The sequence below is a fragment of the Gemmatimonadota bacterium genome (assembly GCA_026706345.1).
Taxonomy (GTDB): Bacteria; JAAXHH01; JAAXHH01; order JAAXHH01; family JAAXHH01; genus JAAXHH01.
Window position 1 is genome coordinate 34,336 of sequence record JAPOYX010000018.1, and the last position, 18,962, is coordinate 53,297.

At 59.2% G+C, this 18,962-nt stretch carries 18 protein-coding genes; 12 read left to right on the forward strand and 6 right to left on the reverse strand.

Annotation, left to right across the window (positions count from 1 at the left end; all coding sequences use genetic code 11):
- Positions 1-242 precede the first annotated feature (242 nt).
- Positions 243-1,094: a phytanoyl-CoA dioxygenase family protein gene (locus tag OXG98_01880; GenBank protein ID MCY3770764.1), complete on the forward strand. Its 852-nt coding sequence runs from the start codon at positions 243-245 to the stop codon at positions 1,092-1,094.
- A gap of 117 nt (positions 1,095-1,211) precedes the next feature.
- Here OXG98_01880 and OXG98_01885 read toward each other — a convergent pair whose 3' ends face one another.
- Positions 1,212-2,216, reverse strand: coding sequence for an amidohydrolase family protein (locus tag OXG98_01885; protein ID MCY3770765.1), 1,005 nt, complete (start codon positions 2,214-2,216; stop codon positions 1,212-1,214).
- Positions 2,217-2,393: 177 nt separating this feature from the next.
- Here OXG98_01885 and OXG98_01890 point away from each other — a divergent pair, with 177 nt between their 5' ends.
- The 3 genes from OXG98_01890 to OXG98_01900 all read left to right on the forward strand — a co-directional run bounded on the left by OXG98_01890 (position 2,394) and on the right by OXG98_01900 (position 5,269).
- Positions 2,394-3,554: an aminotransferase class I/II-fold pyridoxal phosphate-dependent enzyme gene (locus OXG98_01890; GenBank protein MCY3770766.1), complete on the forward strand. Its 1,161-nt coding sequence runs from the start codon at positions 2,394-2,396 to the stop codon at positions 3,552-3,554.
- A gap of 147 nt (positions 3,555-3,701) precedes the next feature.
- Positions 3,702-4,466 carry an aldolase/citrate lyase family protein gene (locus tag OXG98_01895; protein ID MCY3770767.1) on the forward strand — a complete coding sequence of 255 codons (765 nt, stop codon included), beginning with the start codon at positions 3,702-3,704 and terminating at the stop codon, positions 4,464-4,466.
- 5 nt (positions 4,467-4,471) lie between these two features.
- The gene (locus OXG98_01900) at positions 4,472-5,269 is read left to right on the forward strand and encodes a phytanoyl-CoA dioxygenase family protein (GenBank protein MCY3770768.1); all 798 of its coding nucleotides are present in this window, start codon (positions 4,472-4,474) and stop codon (positions 5,267-5,269) included.
- A 95-nt stretch (positions 5,270-5,364) separates the two neighbouring features.
- On the opposite strand, the gene OXG98_01905 is transcribed toward OXG98_01900, so the two are convergent.
- Positions 5,365-6,471 carry an XRE family transcriptional regulator gene (locus OXG98_01905; GenBank protein MCY3770769.1) on the reverse strand — a complete coding sequence of 369 codons (1,107 nt, stop codon included), beginning with the start codon at positions 6,469-6,471 and terminating at the stop codon, positions 5,365-5,367.
- A gap of 270 nt (positions 6,472-6,741) precedes the next feature.
- On the opposite strand from OXG98_01905, the gene tenA reads away from it, so the two are divergent.
- The 6 genes from tenA (at position 6,742) to OXG98_01935 (ending at position 12,995) form a co-directional block, all read left to right on the forward strand.
- Complete coding sequence (gene tenA, locus OXG98_01910) at positions 6,742-7,425, forward strand: thiaminase II (GenBank protein MCY3770770.1); 684 nt, start codon at positions 6,742-6,744, stop codon at positions 7,423-7,425.
- 29 nt (positions 7,426-7,454) lie between these two features.
- Positions 7,455-7,697: a hypothetical protein gene (locus OXG98_01915; protein MCY3770771.1), complete on the forward strand. Its 243-nt coding sequence runs from the start codon at positions 7,455-7,457 to the stop codon at positions 7,695-7,697.
- Positions 7,678-7,884: a type II toxin-antitoxin system HicA family toxin gene (locus OXG98_01920; GenBank protein MCY3770772.1), complete on the forward strand. Its 207-nt coding sequence runs from the start codon at positions 7,678-7,680 to the stop codon at positions 7,882-7,884. The genes OXG98_01915 and OXG98_01920 overlap by 20 nt, the downstream gene beginning before the upstream one ends.
- 101 nt (positions 7,885-7,985) lie before the next feature.
- Positions 7,986-9,401 carry a class I SAM-dependent DNA methyltransferase gene (locus tag OXG98_01925; protein ID MCY3770773.1) on the forward strand — a complete coding sequence of 472 codons (1,416 nt, stop codon included), beginning with the start codon at positions 7,986-7,988 and terminating at the stop codon, positions 9,399-9,401.
- A 352-nt stretch (positions 9,402-9,753) separates the two neighbouring features.
- Complete coding sequence (locus OXG98_01930) at positions 9,754-10,380, forward strand: hypothetical protein (protein MCY3770774.1); 627 nt, start codon at positions 9,754-9,756, stop codon at positions 10,378-10,380.
- A 455-nt stretch (positions 10,381-10,835) separates the two neighbouring features.
- Complete coding sequence (locus OXG98_01935) at positions 10,836-12,995, forward strand: ATP-binding domain-containing protein (protein ID MCY3770775.1); 2,160 nt, start codon at positions 10,836-10,838, stop codon at positions 12,993-12,995.
- Positions 12,996-13,050: 55 nt separating this feature from the next.
- Here the strand turns inward: OXG98_01935 and OXG98_01940 are convergent, their stop codons facing one another.
- Complete coding sequence (locus OXG98_01940; GenBank protein ID MCY3770776.1) at positions 13,051-13,827, reverse strand: J domain-containing protein; 777 nt, start codon at positions 13,825-13,827, stop codon at positions 13,051-13,053.
- A gap of 128 nt (positions 13,828-13,955) precedes the next feature.
- Between OXG98_01940 and OXG98_01945 the strand changes: the two genes are divergently transcribed.
- Complete coding sequence (locus OXG98_01945; GenBank protein MCY3770777.1) at positions 13,956-14,789, forward strand: phytanoyl-CoA dioxygenase family protein; 834 nt, start codon at positions 13,956-13,958, stop codon at positions 14,787-14,789.
- A gap of 60 nt (positions 14,790-14,849) precedes the next feature.
- On the opposite strand, the gene OXG98_01950 is transcribed toward OXG98_01945, so the two are convergent.
- The 3 genes from OXG98_01950 to OXG98_01960 all read right to left on the reverse strand — a co-directional run bounded on the left by OXG98_01950 (position 14,850) and on the right by OXG98_01960 (position 18,264).
- On the reverse strand, positions 14,850-15,740 hold the full coding sequence (locus OXG98_01950) for a methylated-DNA--[protein]-cysteine S-methyltransferase (GenBank protein MCY3770778.1): 891 nt from the start codon (positions 15,738-15,740) through the stop codon (positions 14,850-14,852).
- The gene (locus OXG98_01955) at positions 15,730-16,284 is read right to left on the reverse strand and encodes an RNA polymerase sigma factor (protein ID MCY3770779.1); all 555 of its coding nucleotides are present in this window, start codon (positions 16,282-16,284) and stop codon (positions 15,730-15,732) included. Before OXG98_01955 ends, OXG98_01950 begins: the two co-directional genes overlap by 11 nt.
- 195 nt (positions 16,285-16,479) lie before the next feature.
- Positions 16,480-18,264, reverse strand: a complete 1,785-nt coding sequence (locus OXG98_01960) for a peptide ABC transporter substrate-binding protein (GenBank protein ID MCY3770780.1) — start codon at positions 18,262-18,264, stop codon at positions 16,480-16,482.
- Between the two features lie 170 nt (positions 18,265-18,434).
- Here OXG98_01960 and OXG98_01965 point away from each other — a divergent pair, with 170 nt between their 5' ends.
- On the forward strand, positions 18,435-18,935 hold the full coding sequence (locus OXG98_01965; GenBank protein ID MCY3770781.1) for a YgjV family protein: 501 nt from the start codon (positions 18,435-18,437) through the stop codon (positions 18,933-18,935).
- Positions 18,936-18,962 lie beyond the last annotated feature (27 nt).

Here is an 18,962-nt window from a genome sequence, read left to right on the forward strand (position 1 = left end):
TTTAACGACAGGTATAATCGCATCTGATATTATAGTAACCGGGCTACCGTTACGTCGTAACACTTACACAGTCGCGATATAGTATGGACATCTCGCAAAATTCTTAGCAATACATATTTGAACGGTTACATTTCTGGGCCGATAATACAGAAAGCTATATATACTGGTCTTTATTCAATCCATCATTACATAACAGGCCCCAAACAGCGCCAAGCCCGTCGCCCATTTACGGAGAACCGCCCATGCGACTGACGAAAGAGCAACTGGCATTCATGGACACCTTCGGCTTCCTCGGTTTCCCCGGCTTGTTGAAGGACCGGATCGACGGGATCATCGAAGCGTTCGAGGCGGTGTGGACCGAACGCGGCGGCGGGCATGGCGGCAAGCCCCACGACGGGACGGCCAGGTCCTGCATCGTGCCCTTCATCGATCAGCATCCCGTGCTGTCCTCGCTGATCGACGACGCCCGCGTCAACGGCATCTTCGGCAGCCTCCTGGGCGAAGACTTCGTGTATCTGGGCAGCGACGGCAATTTCTACGTCAGCGATACCAACTGGCATTCGGACACGGACTGGTCGGGCAAGATGCGTGGCGCGCCGCCTCGGATATATTACAAGATGGCCTTCTACCTCGATCCGCTGACCCGGGAATCCGGCGCGCTGCGGGTGATCCCGGGCAGTCACCGATGGGGCGACGATTATGCCGACTCGCTGGAATCCCAGATCAGGAAATCGGGAGAAAATTGGGGTATCGGAGGCTGGGAGGTGCCGGCCGTGGCCCTCGAGACGCAGCCCGGCGACGTCGTCGTGTTCAACCAGAATACCAAGCACAGCGCCTGGGGCGGAGGTGACCGGCGCAGGATGTTTACGATCAACTGCACCGCCCGTTTCGCCGACAAAGACATGCAATTCCTGAAGAACGAGATCGCCGCCGCCGCGCGGTTCTGGCTCGACAGCGTCTACGGTGAAGCCATGCTGGAGACGGCCGGCCCGGCGCGCATGAAGCACCTGGAACAACCCCTTGCCCACCAGGATCATCTTGTGGAGGAAGTCCGCAAGGCCAAAGCGCGCATGGCGGAGCCGTCGCGGGGCTAATGCGCAGATGTCGGAGCCGTCGCGAGGCTAGTGTGCGCCCGCGCTGCCGGCGATCGCACGGTGGGGCGAGCATGCCGAATTGCTACCACTCCGGCGCCACGGTCGCGCTGCGTGCGCTTACCGCCAGTCCTGCTGGCCGCGGACCTGCCGCAGGAATCGCCGGGCATTTCCGGAGAAATGGTCCTCGATCTCCTGTGACGTCAGTCCCAGCATGTCCGCCACCTGCTTCTCTTGCCGCAACTGCTCGTAGATGACCAGCGTCGCCCGCGAATCGCAGTGGGGCGTCGTCTCCGTCGTGCCCTCGTAGTAGGTCCACGCCCGTCCGTAGGTGACGTACTTGCCCCGGGCGCACCCCGCCACCACGTTGTCCGATCCGAACATGACGCGCGAGCGGTCCTCGTGCTTCATCAGCAGGTACTGGGAGTAGAGGTCGTTCACGGCTGACGTGTCGTACCAGATGTTGGGCAGTCCGGTCAGGAACTGAATCGCCCGTTCCATCATGAAGCAGTTGAATGCCCGGGCGCAGTGGGCGAGGATCCACTGGGCGCGGGGATACTGCTTCGTGTAGTAGGCCAGGTCTTTCTGGTTGTCCTCGTCCGCCGGCCCCTCGGGTTTGGACATGTGCATGGTGATGGCCAGTCCGAGGTCGTGAGCCACCTCGATGAAGGATTCGGGCAGGAAGTCGCGAATGCGGCAGTGGGTGGGGTCCGGGGCGAAGACCCGGTAGGGTTTGAGGCCCAGGAAGCCGTGTCTTTTCACCTGGGCGGCCACGTATTCCGGCGTCATGTCGGGTGTGACCATCATGTTGACGGCCGACTCGGGGTCCTGCTTCATCTCCTCGGCCATCCAGTCGTTGTGGCCTTCCGTGTCGATCCCCCCCGGAATCGGCGTGCCGAGTACCAGGTAATGCATCTTGCGGCCCGGATACAGCTTCTCCGCCCAGACCAGGTGGTCTTGGTAGTCGATCTCCAGCCGGAGCCCGGTGGGGTTCGGGGGAAGCTTTCCCCGATGCCGTTCAGACCACATGTGCACGTGCATGTCGTAGACCGTATCCGGCACGAAATCGGCCAGTTCCTCGTCCCAGAAGCTCCGATCGAAATCCTGGTAGTCTAATCCGCTCATGTAGACTCCTCGCGATTGCAGGGGAAACTGCGGCTCGTTTCGTTTTGAACCGGTTCAGTGTACCCATATCGCGCACCCTTTTCAAGATCAAAAGAAACTTTGACTTTCCATCATTCGGGACGCACATTTCCCTCGAGATAACATGCAATCAGATCGCCATCTAATACGGAGGCTATCATGGCTGACGAACATGGCATGAACCGGCGTAGTTTCCTGCGCAACACGGTGCTGGGAGGCGCGGGCGTTTCGCTGATCGGCACGCCGGTCTGGGAGGCGGCCGCCCAGATGGTCAGCGGAACCACGATGCAGCAGGTGAACGGCATCGGACTCGACGATCCCACGCTGGTCCAGCTCAGCATAAACGAGAATCCCCTGGGCGCCTCGCAACGGGCGATCGAGGCGGTTGCCGGCAAGATGTTCGGCATGAACCGGTATACCATGCACGACCGGCTCGAGGAAGCCCTCGCGGCCCATCACGGTGTCGACGTCGAATCCGTTGTCCTGGGAGTGGGCTCGTCGGAGATCCTGCTCACGGCTACGCTGGCAGCCTTCTGGGAAAACCCGGGAAACGCGGTCACGGCCTTCCCGTCCTACCGGTCCATACCGAGGACGGCGGAGGAACTCGGACAGGCCGTCAAGAAGGTGCCGCTGACCGGGGACTGGCAGATGGACCTGGACGCCATGGCGGCGGCGGTGGACGGGGGTACCCGGATCGTCAGCATCTGCAATCCGAACAATCCCACCGGACAGATTCTCGATGCGGCCGAACTGGAGCGGACGATCCGGGCGGTGCCTAAAGACGTCATCGTCTGCGTCGACGAGGCCTATATACAGTTTGTGGATGATCCCGATTATCCATCCATGATTTCCTTGACGAAGGAAGTGGAAAACCTGCTGATATCCAGGACCTTCTCGAAGGCTTACGGACTGGGTGGCATGCGGGTAGGTTACGGCATCGCTCACCCCGCGCTGCTTGAACGCATGGCGCGGTTCAGCATTGGTATGCTCAACAAGAACACCCTGTCCACCGTGGCCGCCCTCGCGGCGCTGGACGACCAGGAACACGTCCGACGGTCGGTGGAATCCACGCGCCAGGGCAAGGCTTTCCTGTACGCGGAACTCGAGGCGATGGGATACAGTCCGATCCGGACGCAGACGATCTTCGTCACCGTAGAAGTCGGTCCCAACGTGAACACGCTGATCGACCGCCTGTGGGAGAAGAAGGTTCAGGTCCGCCAGGCCTTCGACATGGAAGGCTTTATGCGCATATCCGTCGGCCTGCCCCGCGAAAACGAGGCATTCATCTCCGCCTTCAAGCGGGAACGCAGCGCGTTGTAGCCGATCGAACCTGCTGACAGGGCGGGGACGACCGGGCGCGCGTTTCGGCGCGTAGCAGGTGTGCGGCGCGTTTTAAGCCCGTGGTGTCAACCGTCGGCAGGATAACAAGGCGCGCGTTTCGGCGTGTCAGAAAGGTGCAGGGTCCAGATGAAGTACCCCAATCCGCTGAAACAGCGCATCCACGACGGCGAACTGCTGCTGGGCACCGTGCTGAATGCGCCCACCTCGTTCATGGCATCCCAGGTCTGCCGGTCCGACGTCGACTTCCTCTGGATCGACGCGGAACATTCCTCCATATGGGTCGAGCAACTGGACATGGTTCCGGTGATCGCGCGCCAGAACGACGTGGCGCCCATGATCCGCATCGCCTGGAACGACCCCGCCCTCGTCAAGAAGGCCTACGACATCGGCGCCGTGGCCGTCATGATACCCCAGGTCAACACGGCCGAGGAGGCGGAGCGCGCCGTACGGTACGCCCGGTACGCCCCGGAGGGCAACCGGGGCATTTCGCCTTACTGGGCCATGCTGGCTGGTCTGGATTTCAATCACGTGGTCCGGACGGCCAATGACGAGACCGTCCTCGTGCTCCAGATCGAAAGCCTGGAAGCCTACGAGAACCTCGACGAGATCATGCAGGTCAAGGGGATCGACGTGCTCTTCGTCGGCCCCACGGACCTGTCCGCCACCCTGGGCGTGATCACCCAGACGGAATCCAGGGAGGTACAGACGATTATGCGGGATGTTCCGAAGCGCCTGGAAGGTTCGGGGATCATGGCGGGCACCACCCTGGACAATATGGAGGAGATTCGGGAAAAGATCGACTGGGGCTACCGGTACATCAACGTCGGCAGCCCGATGGGCTACGGCATGCGGGTGTTGCAGGAGAATCTGGACAACCTGCGGAATGGATGAGCGGAATGATCAGTGAAGAACAGGTCCGAACCTTTAGTGAGCGGGGATGGTTGGTGGTTGAGGGTGTCTACGGTCCCGAAGAGGCCGACGAAGTAGCCCGATTGGCCGTGGAAACGGCGGATTCCATGGACGTAGAGGAATCTATGGCTGGCTACCTGCTGGACCGTTCCGAATCGGGCGAGTCCGCGCCCCGGAAGATCGACAGTCCCTACCTTCGGAATCCGATGTTCCGTGATTTCGCCCTGGATGGCCGGCTCCGGGACATACTCCGGCAGCTCACTGGTGAAGAACCCCTGCTCAAGAGCGACCAGCTCTTCATGAAACCGCCGCGGTTCGGGTCAGAGAAACCCTACCACCAGGACAACTTCTACTTCCGGTGCACGCCTGGCCGCCACGTGATCACGGCCTGGATCGCCCTCGACGACGTGGACGAGGAGAATGGCTGCCTCCGGTACATCTCCGGTTCGCACAAGAAGGGGATCATCGACCACGTGGAGGTCCTCGGGCAGCCCTACAACCTGGCGCCGCCGGACGACCTGATCGACTGGGAGATGGAAGCCTCCGCGCCCGTGCGCAAGGGCGGGGTGGTTTTCCACCACTCGGAGACGCTCCATTCGTCGCGCCGCAACACGTCGGACCGCTGGCGGCGCGGCTACGCGACGCACTGGGTTACCGCGTCGGTCACGACCGAAACGGACAACCTGGATGGTGCCTATTTTCGGCGGGAAGAGTACACGGAGTACGTGCGGGCGGTCGATCAGCGGAGGGACAGCGCGGCGCGAGTCTGGTCTGCGGACCGATAACCGCCTGCCAACGCTCGCCACGATCCTGTCCGGTAGGTCTCCAGTATGATGTTCGTGTCGACCAGCACGGTACCTTGATGCCGGGCCATGACGCCTCACAGTTCGATTGCGCACTGGACGTCATGTGCTGCGAAGAGATCCACGAGATCATCGACGCTGAGGTCGAGCAAGCCGGCGACACTTCGTACCGAGATGCATCCCTGCTCGATCGCCATTCCGAGCACTTTCATGAAGGGTCTCGAGAACAGGGCGGGCGGAACGTTCTCGGCGACGTCCGATCTGTTGTTGCGCAATGCCGCATCCGGCAAGGAACGCGCAACCACAGGTTTCAATTCGCCGAGTGCGACCAGCCGCCATCTCAGTGCCGAGACCGTCACGCGCAACTCGTTCGCCACCGAGTGTAGTTTCCGGATCAACTTGTCTTCAGTGAGATCCGACCAGCTTCCAAACCTCGCAAGTATGGCGGCCGGCATCAGAACCGCCGCCGCGAAGTTGTTGGTGAGTTGCTCGGTGCGGTTGCCTCCGGTTTCCATCGCTTCCTCGGTGTGTTCGGGCGGAATCGCATCCCAGGTCAGAATGTGAAACAGCTCATGGGCGAGATCAAAGTGGCGGCGTCCGATGATTTCACGTCGCGCAATGAGCACCGCGTCGAGCTCGGGCAGGCGGCAGGCCGCGCCCGAGATACCGCGCTCGGTGTCCATCATGAGGACCAGGATGCCGAGTTCGCGTTCCATGACTTCCATGAGGCGCATGGCGGGGATTTCACCTAGATCGAACTCGGTGGCGAACCGCTCGCCGGCCGCCATGGCGTCCTCGAAACGCGCGTGGCGGGTGAGCCCGAGCGACCGACGCATCAGCGGGGTTTCGTATCCGACCTGTGGCGCCAGCGCGCGGTATGCGCCGATCCAGCGTCCGGCGATTTGTTCACAGGCCTCGAGCCGTTCAGCGTCGACGCCGGTCTGACGCCAGGAGAAGCGTCCCTCACCCGCCAGCAGGAACGGGTCGGTAAAGTACTCGAGCGGTGCGCCCAGTCTTTCTACGGCGAGCAGCAGTTCCTCCGCTGTCACGCGTCTCGCACCCGTCTCGATGGCCGATACCGTCTGCCGATCCTTGAAGTCAAATAGGTTCGCTACACTTTCCTGCGATAGCCTGCGTTCCTCTCGCAACGCCTTGATCCGCCTTCCGATAAGCCCCGTCGTCATCCTTACCCTCCCGTCATTGGAAAATATTGCATATTATAATATGCAATATTTTTATGCGAATTGCAATATGTTTAAAATGCGGCCTCGGTATTCCTTCCGGCCCAGTAGGCATTTACTGTCGGAAGTGGGAGAATTGTTATGGGTCTGCTTTCGATTTGATTACATGCTTTGAAATGTGTATTTTGGGCAGGTTGCAAGATCATAAAACGGTATGTGATTCAACAGGTTGCAATCGTTCACCCGTGAGGGAAGATATCAGGGAGTGTTTAGATGACGACCGCATCGGCGACAGGAACCATCACCGATCTCATGTGGTCGGAGACGGCCGCAATATACGACGCGATCCTCACCCATCCATTCATCAAGGGGCTAACCTCAGGCGACCTCGACCGCTCGGCCTTCGAATTCTACACCGTCCAGGACGCGCTTTATCTCAAGGACTACGCCCGGGCCCTGAGCCTCGCCGCGGTCAAAGCGCCCGACGAGGCCACTATCATCCTCTTCAACGAGCATGCCAAGGGGTGTCTCGTGGAAGAGCGGGCCATGCAGGCAAACTTCTTCGACGTCTTCGGCCTGTCGTCGGAAGAGGTCTGGGCCACGCCCAAGGCACCGGTGTGCCAGGCCTATACGAGCTACCTGCTTTCCGTGGCCTATGGCCGGCCATTCCACGAGGTGGTGGCCGTGGTGCTCCCCTGCTACTGGATCTACTGGGAGGTGGGCAAGGCGTTGGCCGAGAAGGGTTCGCCCGATCCCATGTACCAGCAGTGGATCGACACCTACGCCGGCGAGCAGTTCGCCGAGTGCGTCGTCGCCGTCCTGGAGATCGCGAACCGGGTCGCGCGGGGCCTTCCCGAGGAGGACCGCGAGGCCATGCTTGGGCACTACATCACGACCAGCCGGTATGAGTGGATGTTCTGGGACATGGGTTATCGGAAGGAACAGTGGCCGGTTTGAGGGTGATGCCCACTGAAGGGAGGAGTGTGATGGAATACTCAGTGATGTTGGATGTAATCGATGAACCCGGTTTCGAGGGTTGCTACTATGCCCACATCCCGGCGCTGGATTTGACAACGCACGGGAAAGGTATAGATGGCGCGTTAGCGGCTGCCAAGGAACTTGCGGAAGTATGGATCGCCGAGAAGCGCGCGCAAGGAGAATCGGTGCCACGGGAATCGGGCGCGGTCATTGCCCGCATAGAGGTATCCGATGCCGTTCTCGGTTCGTGAGGTCCTGAGGAAGTTACGTCGCGCAGGATTCGTGGAGATTCGGCAATCTGGGTCCCACAAAGTGCTTCGTCACGCTGATGGTAGGCAAACGTACCTGTCTATGCATACTGGTACGTTACCAACGGGGACGTTGCACAAGATTCTAAAGCAAGCCGGACTGAGTCGTGACGAGTTTATTGATCTCTAGGCGTGCGCGTTCCTAACTAGTCCTGCGAGGCGTTGAACCAGGAGGGTGGGCGCCACATCGCTTTTGGCTTAGCGAATATCCACAGGAAATCGACACATACGATGACGAACCACGAAGCCGAATACTGGCGCATGGCCGACGCCCTGCGGGGCAGCATGGACGCCGAGTACATCGCGGAGAACATCTTCTGGGTGCCTCCCGAGGCCCGATGGCAACATCTCAAGAGCCAGGCTCGCCAGCCTACCATCGGGCGGTTGATCGACGACGCCATGGTGGCCATCGAGCGGGACAACCCAGCGCTTAAGGACGTGCTGCCGAAGGAATACGCCCGGCCAGCCTTGGACAAGACCCGGTTGGGACAGGTGGTCGACATGGTGAGCAATATCAAGGTTGGCGGTGCTGAAGCTCGCGCCACGGACGTGCTGGGCAGCGTCTACGAGTACTTCCTGGAACAGTTCGCCCTGGCCGAGGGCCGCAAGGGCGGCGAGTTCTACACCCCGCGCTCGGTCGTGCGCCTCTTGGTGGAGATGCTGGAACCGTACCAGGGCCGCGTCTACGACCCCTGCTGCGGCTCCTCCGGCATGTTCGTTCAGTCGGTGGAGTTCATCCGCACCCACGCCAGCGGCAACGGGAACGTGGGTAAAGCCACGGGCGACGTCTCCATCTACGGCCAGGAGTCCAACTACACGACCTGGCGCATGGCCAGGATGAACCTTGCGATCCGGGGCATCGCGGGCCTGATCGAACACGGCGACAGTTTCCACAACGATCGCCACCCGGACCTGCGGGCCGACTACATCCTCGCCAATCCGCCCTTCAACGTCTCCGACTGGGGCGGCGACCGGCTGCGCGACGACAGGCGGTGGGAGTACGGTGTCCCGCCCGTGGGCAACGCCAACTTCGCCTGGGTGCAGCACTTCCTGTATCACCTCGCGCCGCGAGGCACGGCGGGTTTCGTCCTGGCCAACGGCTCCATGTCGTCGAACCAGTCCGGCGAAGGGGAGATCCGCAAGAACATCATCGAAGCCGGCCTGGTGGACTGCATCATCGCCCTGCCGGGCCAGCTCTTCCGTTCCACCCAGATACCGGCCTGCCTCTGGTTCCTATCCCGCGGCCGCCTCAACGGAGCGCACCGGGACCGCCAGGGCGAAACGCTCTTCATCGACGCCCGCAAGCTGGGACACATGCTCGACCGCACCCGCCGCGACCTGTCTCAGGAGGACATCGAACGCGTCGCCGACACCTACCATGCCTGGCGAGGAAGCGAGGAGGCTACCGTGTACGAGGACGTCCCCGGATTCTGCAAGAGCGCAACGCTCGACGAGATCCGCAAACACGGCCACGTCCTCACTCCAGGCCGGTACGTCGGCGTGCCGCCGCAGGAGGACGACGGCGAACCCTTCGAGGAGAAGATGACCCGTCTCTCGGCCCAATGGCGCGAGCAGCAGGCCGAGGCCGAGCGGCTGGATAAGGAAATCGAGGCGAACTTGGCGCGGCTGGGGTTTGGGGAGCGATAGGGTTCTGGGTACATACATTAGAATCAGAGGACTGGAGCGACTTCGATGTCGCCATAGCCGACGGCGTGGACTAATGACCTCTTTCCCCGGCGGTATGCGGTGTACATTACCGATCTGAATCCCACCATAGGCACTGAGATTCGCGGTGTCAGTTCGGTGGTGGATGCTGTGGTTACGGCAGCGGAGCGAGAAGCTTGCGTGAAGTTACAGGCTACTGTTTTTACAAGTCCGTTTATTCGTTGGCGGGTTTCTACTACTAGCGTTACGGTTCTATAAGAATGAACGAGCTAGACCTGTACCTACGGTATTTCATAGCGACAATGTTTGTGCAGCATAAAACAGGAGGTATGGCATGAAACCGCTAAGGAGTTGTACTAAGCCATTGAAAGTTTCATTATGCGTGTTTCTACAGATCTTTCTGTTGAACTTAATGGTGGGATTTACAGTATCCCCTGCATTGGCACAGGTGGAGGATCTCAGGCTGACCTGTAGGTTTGTTGAACCGGACGATCCGGTAACGAGAGAAGGGTTCATTTGGCAGAAAGACGTTATTAATGTTGAGTACGAGTTTACTAATATCTCAGGTGAACATCTGATGATTCCAGATCCAACACGTTACAAATTCGATGTTACATTCACTACGGCGAAAAACGATACATTAGATTACAGGAGTGCACGGGTCATAACGTATTCTGGAATCACTCAGTGGGATTATGCACTTGTTGGATTGTATGACGGTGCGACTATGAAGTTTATGACGAACATCGTTGGGGATACAAGAGAATCCCGAGACCGTTCAGGGACAGGACTGGGTGTGTCTGAAGAAATCGAGTATCCGTTCATTAAAGGTGAAATCTACAGAGTACATAGTAAATTCCGTTCTGAAATGAAGGGATTCGTAGAAACTTATGGGGACGAATACCGCATCTGGAATGGAGAGATATCATGTGAAGACACCCTAGAGTTTAGGTATGAATGACTCGCGCAGACCAACCCACCGGCACAGCCTTCTTTCCCAGTTACCCTATGGACGGCAGCCGGACATCAAACGCTCCTCTGTATCTGAGTCTAAAAAGCCACTCAAGTCCTTCCCTATCCCCCCGATGAACAACGCCCACCTTCCCGACCTCTGTTGGACAAGCCGAATCTTGCCAATGCCCTGACTCACAGGATCCAATCTCCATTTGTTAAGTAGCGCCTCACCGGTGTTATCAGGCCTTTGAATCCCCGTACAGGCCTTCTCCATGGCGCCATCCCGCCATCTGACATTTTCTTACGAGAATCCCACGTTTTTCTCTACTAAGTAAGAACACAACCGTAAGAACGCAGGCTGTACGGATAGTCAGCCTGACTTCGTACGAAACCGTCGCTTTCGGGTCGCTGAACCGCGTGCGTAGCGCGACTGTGAAAGCGAACCGCCGGAGGAAAATCGTCATGAGTGTCGATATCGTTCGAGGTACCAGCCAGAAGCCCGTGGCAAGCGATGCGTTGGTGGAGGTCGTCTCTAAGCAAACCGCATTGTCGGGGCGCTTGTTCATCGGCTATCCGATTATCAGCACGTCCGATGGACTCCAGTTGATGGACGCCTTGTTGATTTCGGCTGATAAGGGAATCATCGTGTTCGATCTGATCGAGGGGCACGAAACGGGCGGTTACGGGGTGCGGCAGGACGATTCGGTCAATAAGCTCGAAGCCCGGCTTAAGGCTCACCAGAAACTGATGAACCGCCGGGATCTTATGGTTCCCATCCATGCTATCTCATTTGCCCCCGCACTAAGCAATCTGGATCCATACCGATTCGAGAATTACCCGCTCGCGAACGCCTCCTCCCTCATACAGGAACTGAACCGGTTCACATGGTCGGGTCCTCATGACCAGGAGATGTACGGGAAGGCGCTTTCGGTGATCGAGAACATTTCCACGATGCATAAAAAGGGACTCAACCGGAGTGTTGCGAAGGAGAACTCCAAAGGCGCGAAACTGGAACTGCTTGAGAAATCGATCGCGACACTGGACAGCATGCAGAGCAGAGGCGTCATCGAAACGGTCGAAGGCGTGCAACGTATCCGGGGTCTGGCGGGTTCGGGCAAAACCATCGTTCTGGCGCTCAAGGCGGCCTATATCCATGCGTATCATCCTGACTGGCGTATCGCAGTCACATTCAATTCACGTTCCCTCAAGGATCATTTTCGTCGCCTGATCAACAACTTCTTCATAGAACAAACCGGCGTAGAGCCCGATTGGAACAGGCTGCGTATCATAAATGCCTGGGGGGCCTGGCGGGGTAAAGATCGCGGGGGGCTCTATTACGAGTTCTGTCGCCTGCACGGCCTGGGTTTTTTCGATTTCGCAAAGGCGCGCAGCAGATTCGGACAAGGCAGGGAGTTCGCGGGGGCGTGCGAATACGCCCTCATGTTTGCGCAAGAACCCAAACCAGTCTACGACGCGATACTCGTGGACGAGGCGCAGGATCTATCGCCCATGTTTCTGAGGCTCTGCTACGAGTTGCTCAAACCCCCCAGGAGACTGGTGTATGCCTATGACGAACTGCAGAATCTCGGTGGCGGCTCCCTGCCTGCTCCCGAGGAGATTTTCGGGAAAAGTACGGATGGATCGACCAAAGTTCGGTTTGACGCCACCAGTCCTCTCGCGCCGCAACGTGATATCATGCTGTCGAAATGCTACCGCAACTCGAAGCCGGTTCTGGCCACGGCGCTTGCCCTTGGACTCGGGATATACCGGAAACCGCCCGATGCGACGGAAACCGGTCTGGTCCAGATGTTCGACCGGGCACGTTTATGGGAAGACATCGGTTACAGGGTGCGGGACGGTGCCTTGCGCGACGGCTCGAACGTAACGCTTGACAGAACGGAAGATACAAGTCCGGGATTTCTGGAAAGCCATTCGGACCTCGACGACCTGATTCGTTTTGTCTCCTTCAGAAACGAATATGACCAGACGGACTGGCTGACGGAGGCCATTGCTGAAAACCTCAGTCAGGACGAACTGCGGCACGAAGACATCATGGTAATCAACCCCGATCCTCGTGCGACACGTGAGAAGTTCGATCCGATACACCGCCGTTTGAAGGAATTGGGCATCAATTCCCATCTCGCCGGTGTCGACACGGATCCGAATACATTCTTTCAACCGGGCAACGCCTCGGTGACCTTCACCGGGGTTCACCGCGCCAAGGGAAACGAAGCCGGAATGGTCTACATCATCAATGCCCATGATTGCCATTCAGCGGTTCGTAATCTGGCGAGAACGCGCAACCGCCTGTTTGCGGCGATCACGCGAAGCAAGGCGTGGGTTCGCGTGCTTGGTTTCGGCGAATCCATGGCCATGTTGAAATCAGAGTATGAAAAACTGAAAGCGCGGCATTTCGAGTTGCGGTTTACCTATCCGACCTCGGAGCAGCGGGACCACTTGCGGGTCATCCATAGTGATATGACGCCGGAAGAATCCAAACGCCTCAAGAACCGCGACAGACATCTGGATGATCTTCTGAAGGAGCTCGAGTCCGGCGAGGTACAAATCGAAGATCTGGACGAGGACACCGTCGCCCGATTCAGGAAGATCCTGGCGAAATAGCGTTGTTCGACCTGCTTACTTATCTGGTTTGGATCCTGAGCGCGCACAGCCTGGTTTACGTTCGATCGTTTCCGATCAGGTTCCGCAGAATGCTCACCAGCGTCTGGCCTGGTCCATTTTCGGTGTAACCCGCGAGTTCGAATGTCCGACTACCTCTTCTCCGCACCACGATCTCGCTCCAGAAGAAATACCCTTCCTTTAACTGTACTTCCGCCAGGTCTGCGATATCGTAGAGGGTCCCGGCGTTGTTGTTGACCAGGTGGTTGGAACGGGTGATGGCCATCCCCTCCTCGCCTGAACCGTCTATATCGTAGAACACCAGCAGATCGTTCACCGTCGTGGCTACCCCTGTGAAGCGGTGGCTCAGCTGCAGAGCAACGATGAAGTTCGCAGCCCGGTCGGCGTCGATTTCAGGACAGATGTACAGGCCGGCCCTGACATCGGTCCGGATACCGCGTGCGGCGTTCCGTATCCGTTGGGCAGCCGGATCGGCCGACGATCTGGCTCCCGAGCGGTCGGAGGCGCTGGTTCGGGTATGTTCCGTCCGGGTTTGGGATGATCGAGAGGAAGTGCGATACTGAGACGCCGACTGCCGTTGGGAGGATGACCTGTTAGCGGAAGGCATCCGCAGTTTTTCCGGATTTCGGACAAGCCACAGGTAGGCCTCGTTGATCTCCGTGAACTTTGCCGTCGCACGATCTTTCACCCGGTCGGGCACCTTGTCCGGATGCCAGATCAGCGCCAGTTCCCGGTACGATTTCTTCACGTCATCAAGCGACGCGCCTGGAGCGAGGTCAAGTGAATGTAGCGCCCTGTTCGTCGTATCGTCCATACATGGTTATTTAAGCTATGCAAAGGGTTGTCTCAAGGGATTTGTGCCGGTATATTTACCACGGAGATTTTCCTGACCGGCGAAACCTGTTTACGACCATCATTCGTACTTCCGAACGGGGACCGAACATGCCCATCACCGACGCCCTGCCTGAAATGAAGCGGGAACTGAGATTTTTCCCGGCAAGAAACGAGAACCCCCAAACGCTTTCCCGCGAACAGATCGATTTTTTTAATGCGAACGGGTATCTCTGCCCGCTCGACGTCTTCACCCCGCAGGAAGCCGAGGAGAACCGCCTGTATTTCGAAGACCTGATGGCCCGCGCCGAGCAGGAAGGGTATAACAGCTACTCGATCAACGGCTGGCAGCGGCATTGCGAGGGTATCTACAACCTGGCCATGAACAAGCGTATTCTGGACTACGCGGAAGACCTGGTCGGGGAGACGCTGATCTGCGAGATGACGCATTATTTCTGCAAGATGCCGGGGGACGTGCAGCGCGTGAGCTGGCACCAGGACGCGTCCTACTGGCCCCTGACTCCGAGCAAGGTAGTGACGATCTGGCTGGCCATCGACGACGTGGGCGAGGAAAACGGGCCCATGACGGTCATCCCCGGTTCCCACCTCCACGGACAGATTCCCTTCGAGAACAGCACGGAAGCCGAACGGAACGTCTTGGGACAGACCGTCCACGACCCGCACAGGTGGGGCGGCGATCCCGTGCCCTTCGTCATGAAGGCGGGCCAGATCTCCATGCACACCGACTTGTTGCTGCACGGGTCCGAGCCGAACGTATCCAATCGCCGGCGTTGCGGCCTGACCATACGGTACCTGCCGCCTGACGTGCGAGGCCGCTATCCCGAGTACCACCGGGCCGTGATCTGCCGGGGCAGCGATCCCTCGGGTTACTGGAGGCCCGTACCCCGACCTGTCGGCGACAGGATTCCTCCACGCAATCGCTAGTATCTACGTTGTATATACGGGGTTAGAGTTCGGTTGTTTGGGTCGATTCCGGGGTGGAATCTACGCAGACAGCGGCCTGCAGTGTTTGCACGGCCGGCACCCGCCGTTCGTCGCGTCCTCGGTACTGCTGAATTCAAGGCGGTGCCGCGGCTGGACCCGCCGGGCGTCGCGGCAGGTCGGATAACAGTAGATCCCGGTCGTCCGGCTGCCGATGAAGCGCACGCCGCGCTGCTTCCAGTTCGCCAGATCCTCCCGCGGAATCCCTTCCCGTTCCAGCAGCGTCCATTTCATTTCCGGCCCGTAATAATAGTTTCCCACGCCTCCGGTCGAGGGTACGAGCCGGTGGCAGGGCATCAGGAAGGGTACGGGATTGCGGGCCATGACCGTTCCGACGGCCCGGATGGCCTTCGGCCTGCCCACCTCCCGGGCGAGCCAGGCATAGGGACGGACCTCGCCCGCCGGTATCCTGGCCAAATGCTCCAGCACGGTCTTTTCGAATTCGGTCAACCCTTCGAGGGTAACCGGTGGAGGCGTGGTTTTTTCTCCTTTTATGGCCCGTCTGACCGCCTCGGCATACGCTTCGGGCAGCGAACCTCTGACCGTGGTCCGTCTCAGCCTGTCTTTGTAGTAGGATTCGAAGGCGCCGTCCTCCTCCACTTCGAGTTTCACCGCCGATATGCCCTTGGGCGTGAATCCCACGTGGGCAGGTCCGAAATCCGTGTCAATCACATCGTATCTATCTGCAATCCTGATCATGACTTCCTCCTCAATCCCCGCGGGGGCGGACAGTTTCAGTTTGGGTGATTCCACGGCTAGGTTTTTGAGAAAGGCAGCCTCTTCACGGAAATCGGCACACCTTTCCAGGTGTTCCGCCACGGACCGGATCGCCTCATCGTCCGCCTCGCCGGTCCTGATTTGATCCAGGTGCTGTCTCGCTTCGTTAATATCCACTGGGACCATCCTCCATGAGTCTGCGAAGTTTACGTAGCGCACGGTACACTTTGCCCCGCAGCGCAGATTCCGATGAGCCGGTGACCGTCGCGATTTCCGCGTAGGTGTATTGCTCGATGAATCGCAGGATAATCAGTTCCCGACTCTCCCTTCCCAGTTTTTCGAGGGCCGTCTGTATCGCACTTGACCGTTCGTTTAAGGGGTCGAAGGCCTGAGTCTGCATGTTGTCTTTCATTCTGGCCAGCGTGTCGTCTTTGCGTTTGCGCGACCTCAGCCTGTTCAGCGCCAGATTCCGAACGATGCGGTACAGCCAGGGACGGATTTCGAGCGTCCGGCAACGCTCCGTATCGTACTTTCCGGTGAGCGTTTCGTAAGCCTTGACAAAGACTTCCTGTGTAACGTCGAGGGCGTCGTCCGAACCGCCAAGCATATGGAAGGCGTAGGTGAAGAGCCTGTCCTGGTATGATTCCACCAGGTCCGACACCGCGTCTCTGTTGCCGTTATGTATTTCGAGCGCGATGCATCGTCCCTCTTCGTGCGTCATGTACAGTCCTTTGCTGGCCGGCGCTTATTCGGTACCAATCTTACAACACCGTGTACCTGACTTTCGTTCGTGGGTAATTCTGTTTTTTGATGGTAGCTGCTTCAGGTGGGAATCGAGCAACTGGTGCTATGTGTGAAGTTTCCTATGCGAAGGGAGTCAGTCAAGGCCTCGTTCCGGTTACACCAAACCGGCTGCTTACCCGCCTCCCCCCAATACCCGCTCCCAGAATCCCTTAGTATCGGCGTCCCGATCCCCCTCCTCCGCGATATAAATCGTGAAGGCCGTGTTCCCGATCTGCTCGCCCCGCCAGGATCGGAAACCCCGTTTGTTCGGTTCGAGGGCGTCCCCCTTGATGTTCGATTTCCAGATTTGATTCATCGTCGGGTACCACACGAAGAGGCCACCCACTTCCTCTACCAGGATGCGTTCGGCCTGCCGGTAGACGTCCATCCGCTTCCGGTAGTCGCCGACGACGCCGCCCGCCTCGACCACGAGCCGGTCGAAACGGTCGTGTTTCCAGGCGTGGCGGCCCGATGAAAGCCAGAGGTTCATCAGGCTGCTAGGATCGATGAAGTCGGCCCCGAACCGGACGAGTCCCAGGGGAAGCTGGTGGCTGTTGATCGCGTCCATGAAGATCTTGACCTCCATGTTGCGCACCGCCAGGTCGATCCCAAGGTTCTGCTTGATCATGGCGTGGATCGCCTCGCCGGCTTCATGCACCGGACGCACGTCGCGCCGGACCCACATCTCCACCCGTGGAAATCCCTTGCCGTCAGGGTATCCCGCCTCGGCGAGCAGCTTGCGTCCCAGGGCGGGGTCGTAACGCTGGACGGGTTTCAGTGCTTCGGTCGCTTCCGCCGGGAAGCCGGGCGGGAGCATGGAGTAGGCGGGGATCGCGAAGCCCTGGAGCGCGGATTCGCACACGGCGTCCCGGTCGATCGCGTGGCTGAAGGCCTGCCGGACCTTCAGGTTGTCGAAGGGCGGGTTGTAGGTGTCCATCGTGAGGTAGTAGGTGGCAAAATCCGTGTAGGAATGCAACTCCCGGCTCAAATGCGGATCGGTCTTGATCCGGGCCAGTTCGGCGTGGTTCGTTATGAGACCGAAATCCACCTCGCCGGCCTCGTAGGAGGCGAGCAGGGGCGGCGGCGTCGATGCGTTGTGCAGCTTGGCGATCAGCGTCTCCAGGTAGGGCCGCGCGGCGCCGTGGTACCGGGGATTGGCCTTGAGCACGACCCGGTCTGCCTTGGTCCACTTCTCGAGATAGAAGGGGCCGCTGGCGATGGAGGTTTCCGGGCTCGTGGACCAGGCGTCGCCGTACTTCTCCACCGCCTGGCGGGGTGAGACCCAGCTGTCCACCATCAGATCCGGCATGTAGGCGCAGGGTTCGTCGGTCTCGATGAGCAGGATGTAGTCGTCGATCGCGTGGACGCCCAGCGAATCGAGGGGCAGCTCCCGGCCCACGACGCGGCCCCAGTTCTTGATCGGACGGTAATACCACTCCACGTCGTAGGCGTTTTCCGGATCGGCCCCACGCCGCAGGGTAAACACGTAGTCGTGGGCGGTGAGTGGCTTGCCGTCGGAAAACTCCAGGTCTTCCCGCAGGTAGAAATACCATCCCAGCCCGTCGGCCGTGGGTTCCCAGCGGTTCGCCGCCGCCGGGATCAGGTTGAAGTCCTTGTCGAAACGGATCAGCGGTTCCGCGATGATCCGGTGCCCGTAGGTTCCCTTGTAGATCGTGCGGAACCACTCCATGTAGGTGTTATCGAGTTGAAATGTGCGGACGTACTGCTCCGAGGGCGGCGCCGCGTCGGGCGGCAGTTCCACGCCCGCGGAATTGACGTACCGCGCGGCAGGCTCTTCTACGGCCGGACCGCCCAGGACGCGCAGGATTCCGGCCGCGGCCCCGGAGAAGATCACGGCGATGGCAATGGCGCGGGCCATTTTGCGCATGTAGGGACCAACGCGGGCATTGGTGATCATGGAGGGACCATCCGTTGGTCACGATGGGGGGCTGTTCACGATGGACGGGTCGTAAAGTACCTTATTCCCTTTCCGCCCCCGCGTCAAGTGAAGGACGGTGATTCGGCTTGACCCGGCTCAGACGGTCTTTATTTTGCACGTGGACACGAACCGGCCGGGTGAATCACCGCATGGATTCCTTCCTCGTATCTCAGGCGCTGGCCGCCGTCGCTTTCACGTGCGGCGTCGTCTCCTTCCAGTGCAAGAAGCGCCGCAACGTGTTGCTCTGGTTGAGTGCTTCGGCGTTGACGAACGCCTTCCATTTTTTCGTGCTCGGAAGAAACAGCGCCGGCACCCTGTATGTCGTCATGGGCGTCCGGGTCTTCACGGCGGCCTTTACGACCGACCGGCGCCTGATGTACGTGTTCATGGCGTTGATCCTGGCCGGTTTCTTCTTTTCCTACGAACGTCCTCTTGACATCCTGGCGCTATTCGGTTCCCTGCTGCCCACCTACGGAAATTTCCAGAAATCCGACCGCAAGGTACGGCTGATCTACATGGCCTGTGCGGTGACCTGGATGGTACACAACTACCTGGCCGGCAGCCCGGTCGCGGTGCTCATGGAGACCACGTTCCTGGTCAGCAACATGATCGGGTACTGGCGGATATATCGATTCGCGATTAAGGCTTGATAAGGCAAGTCTGGCAGAGGACATGTC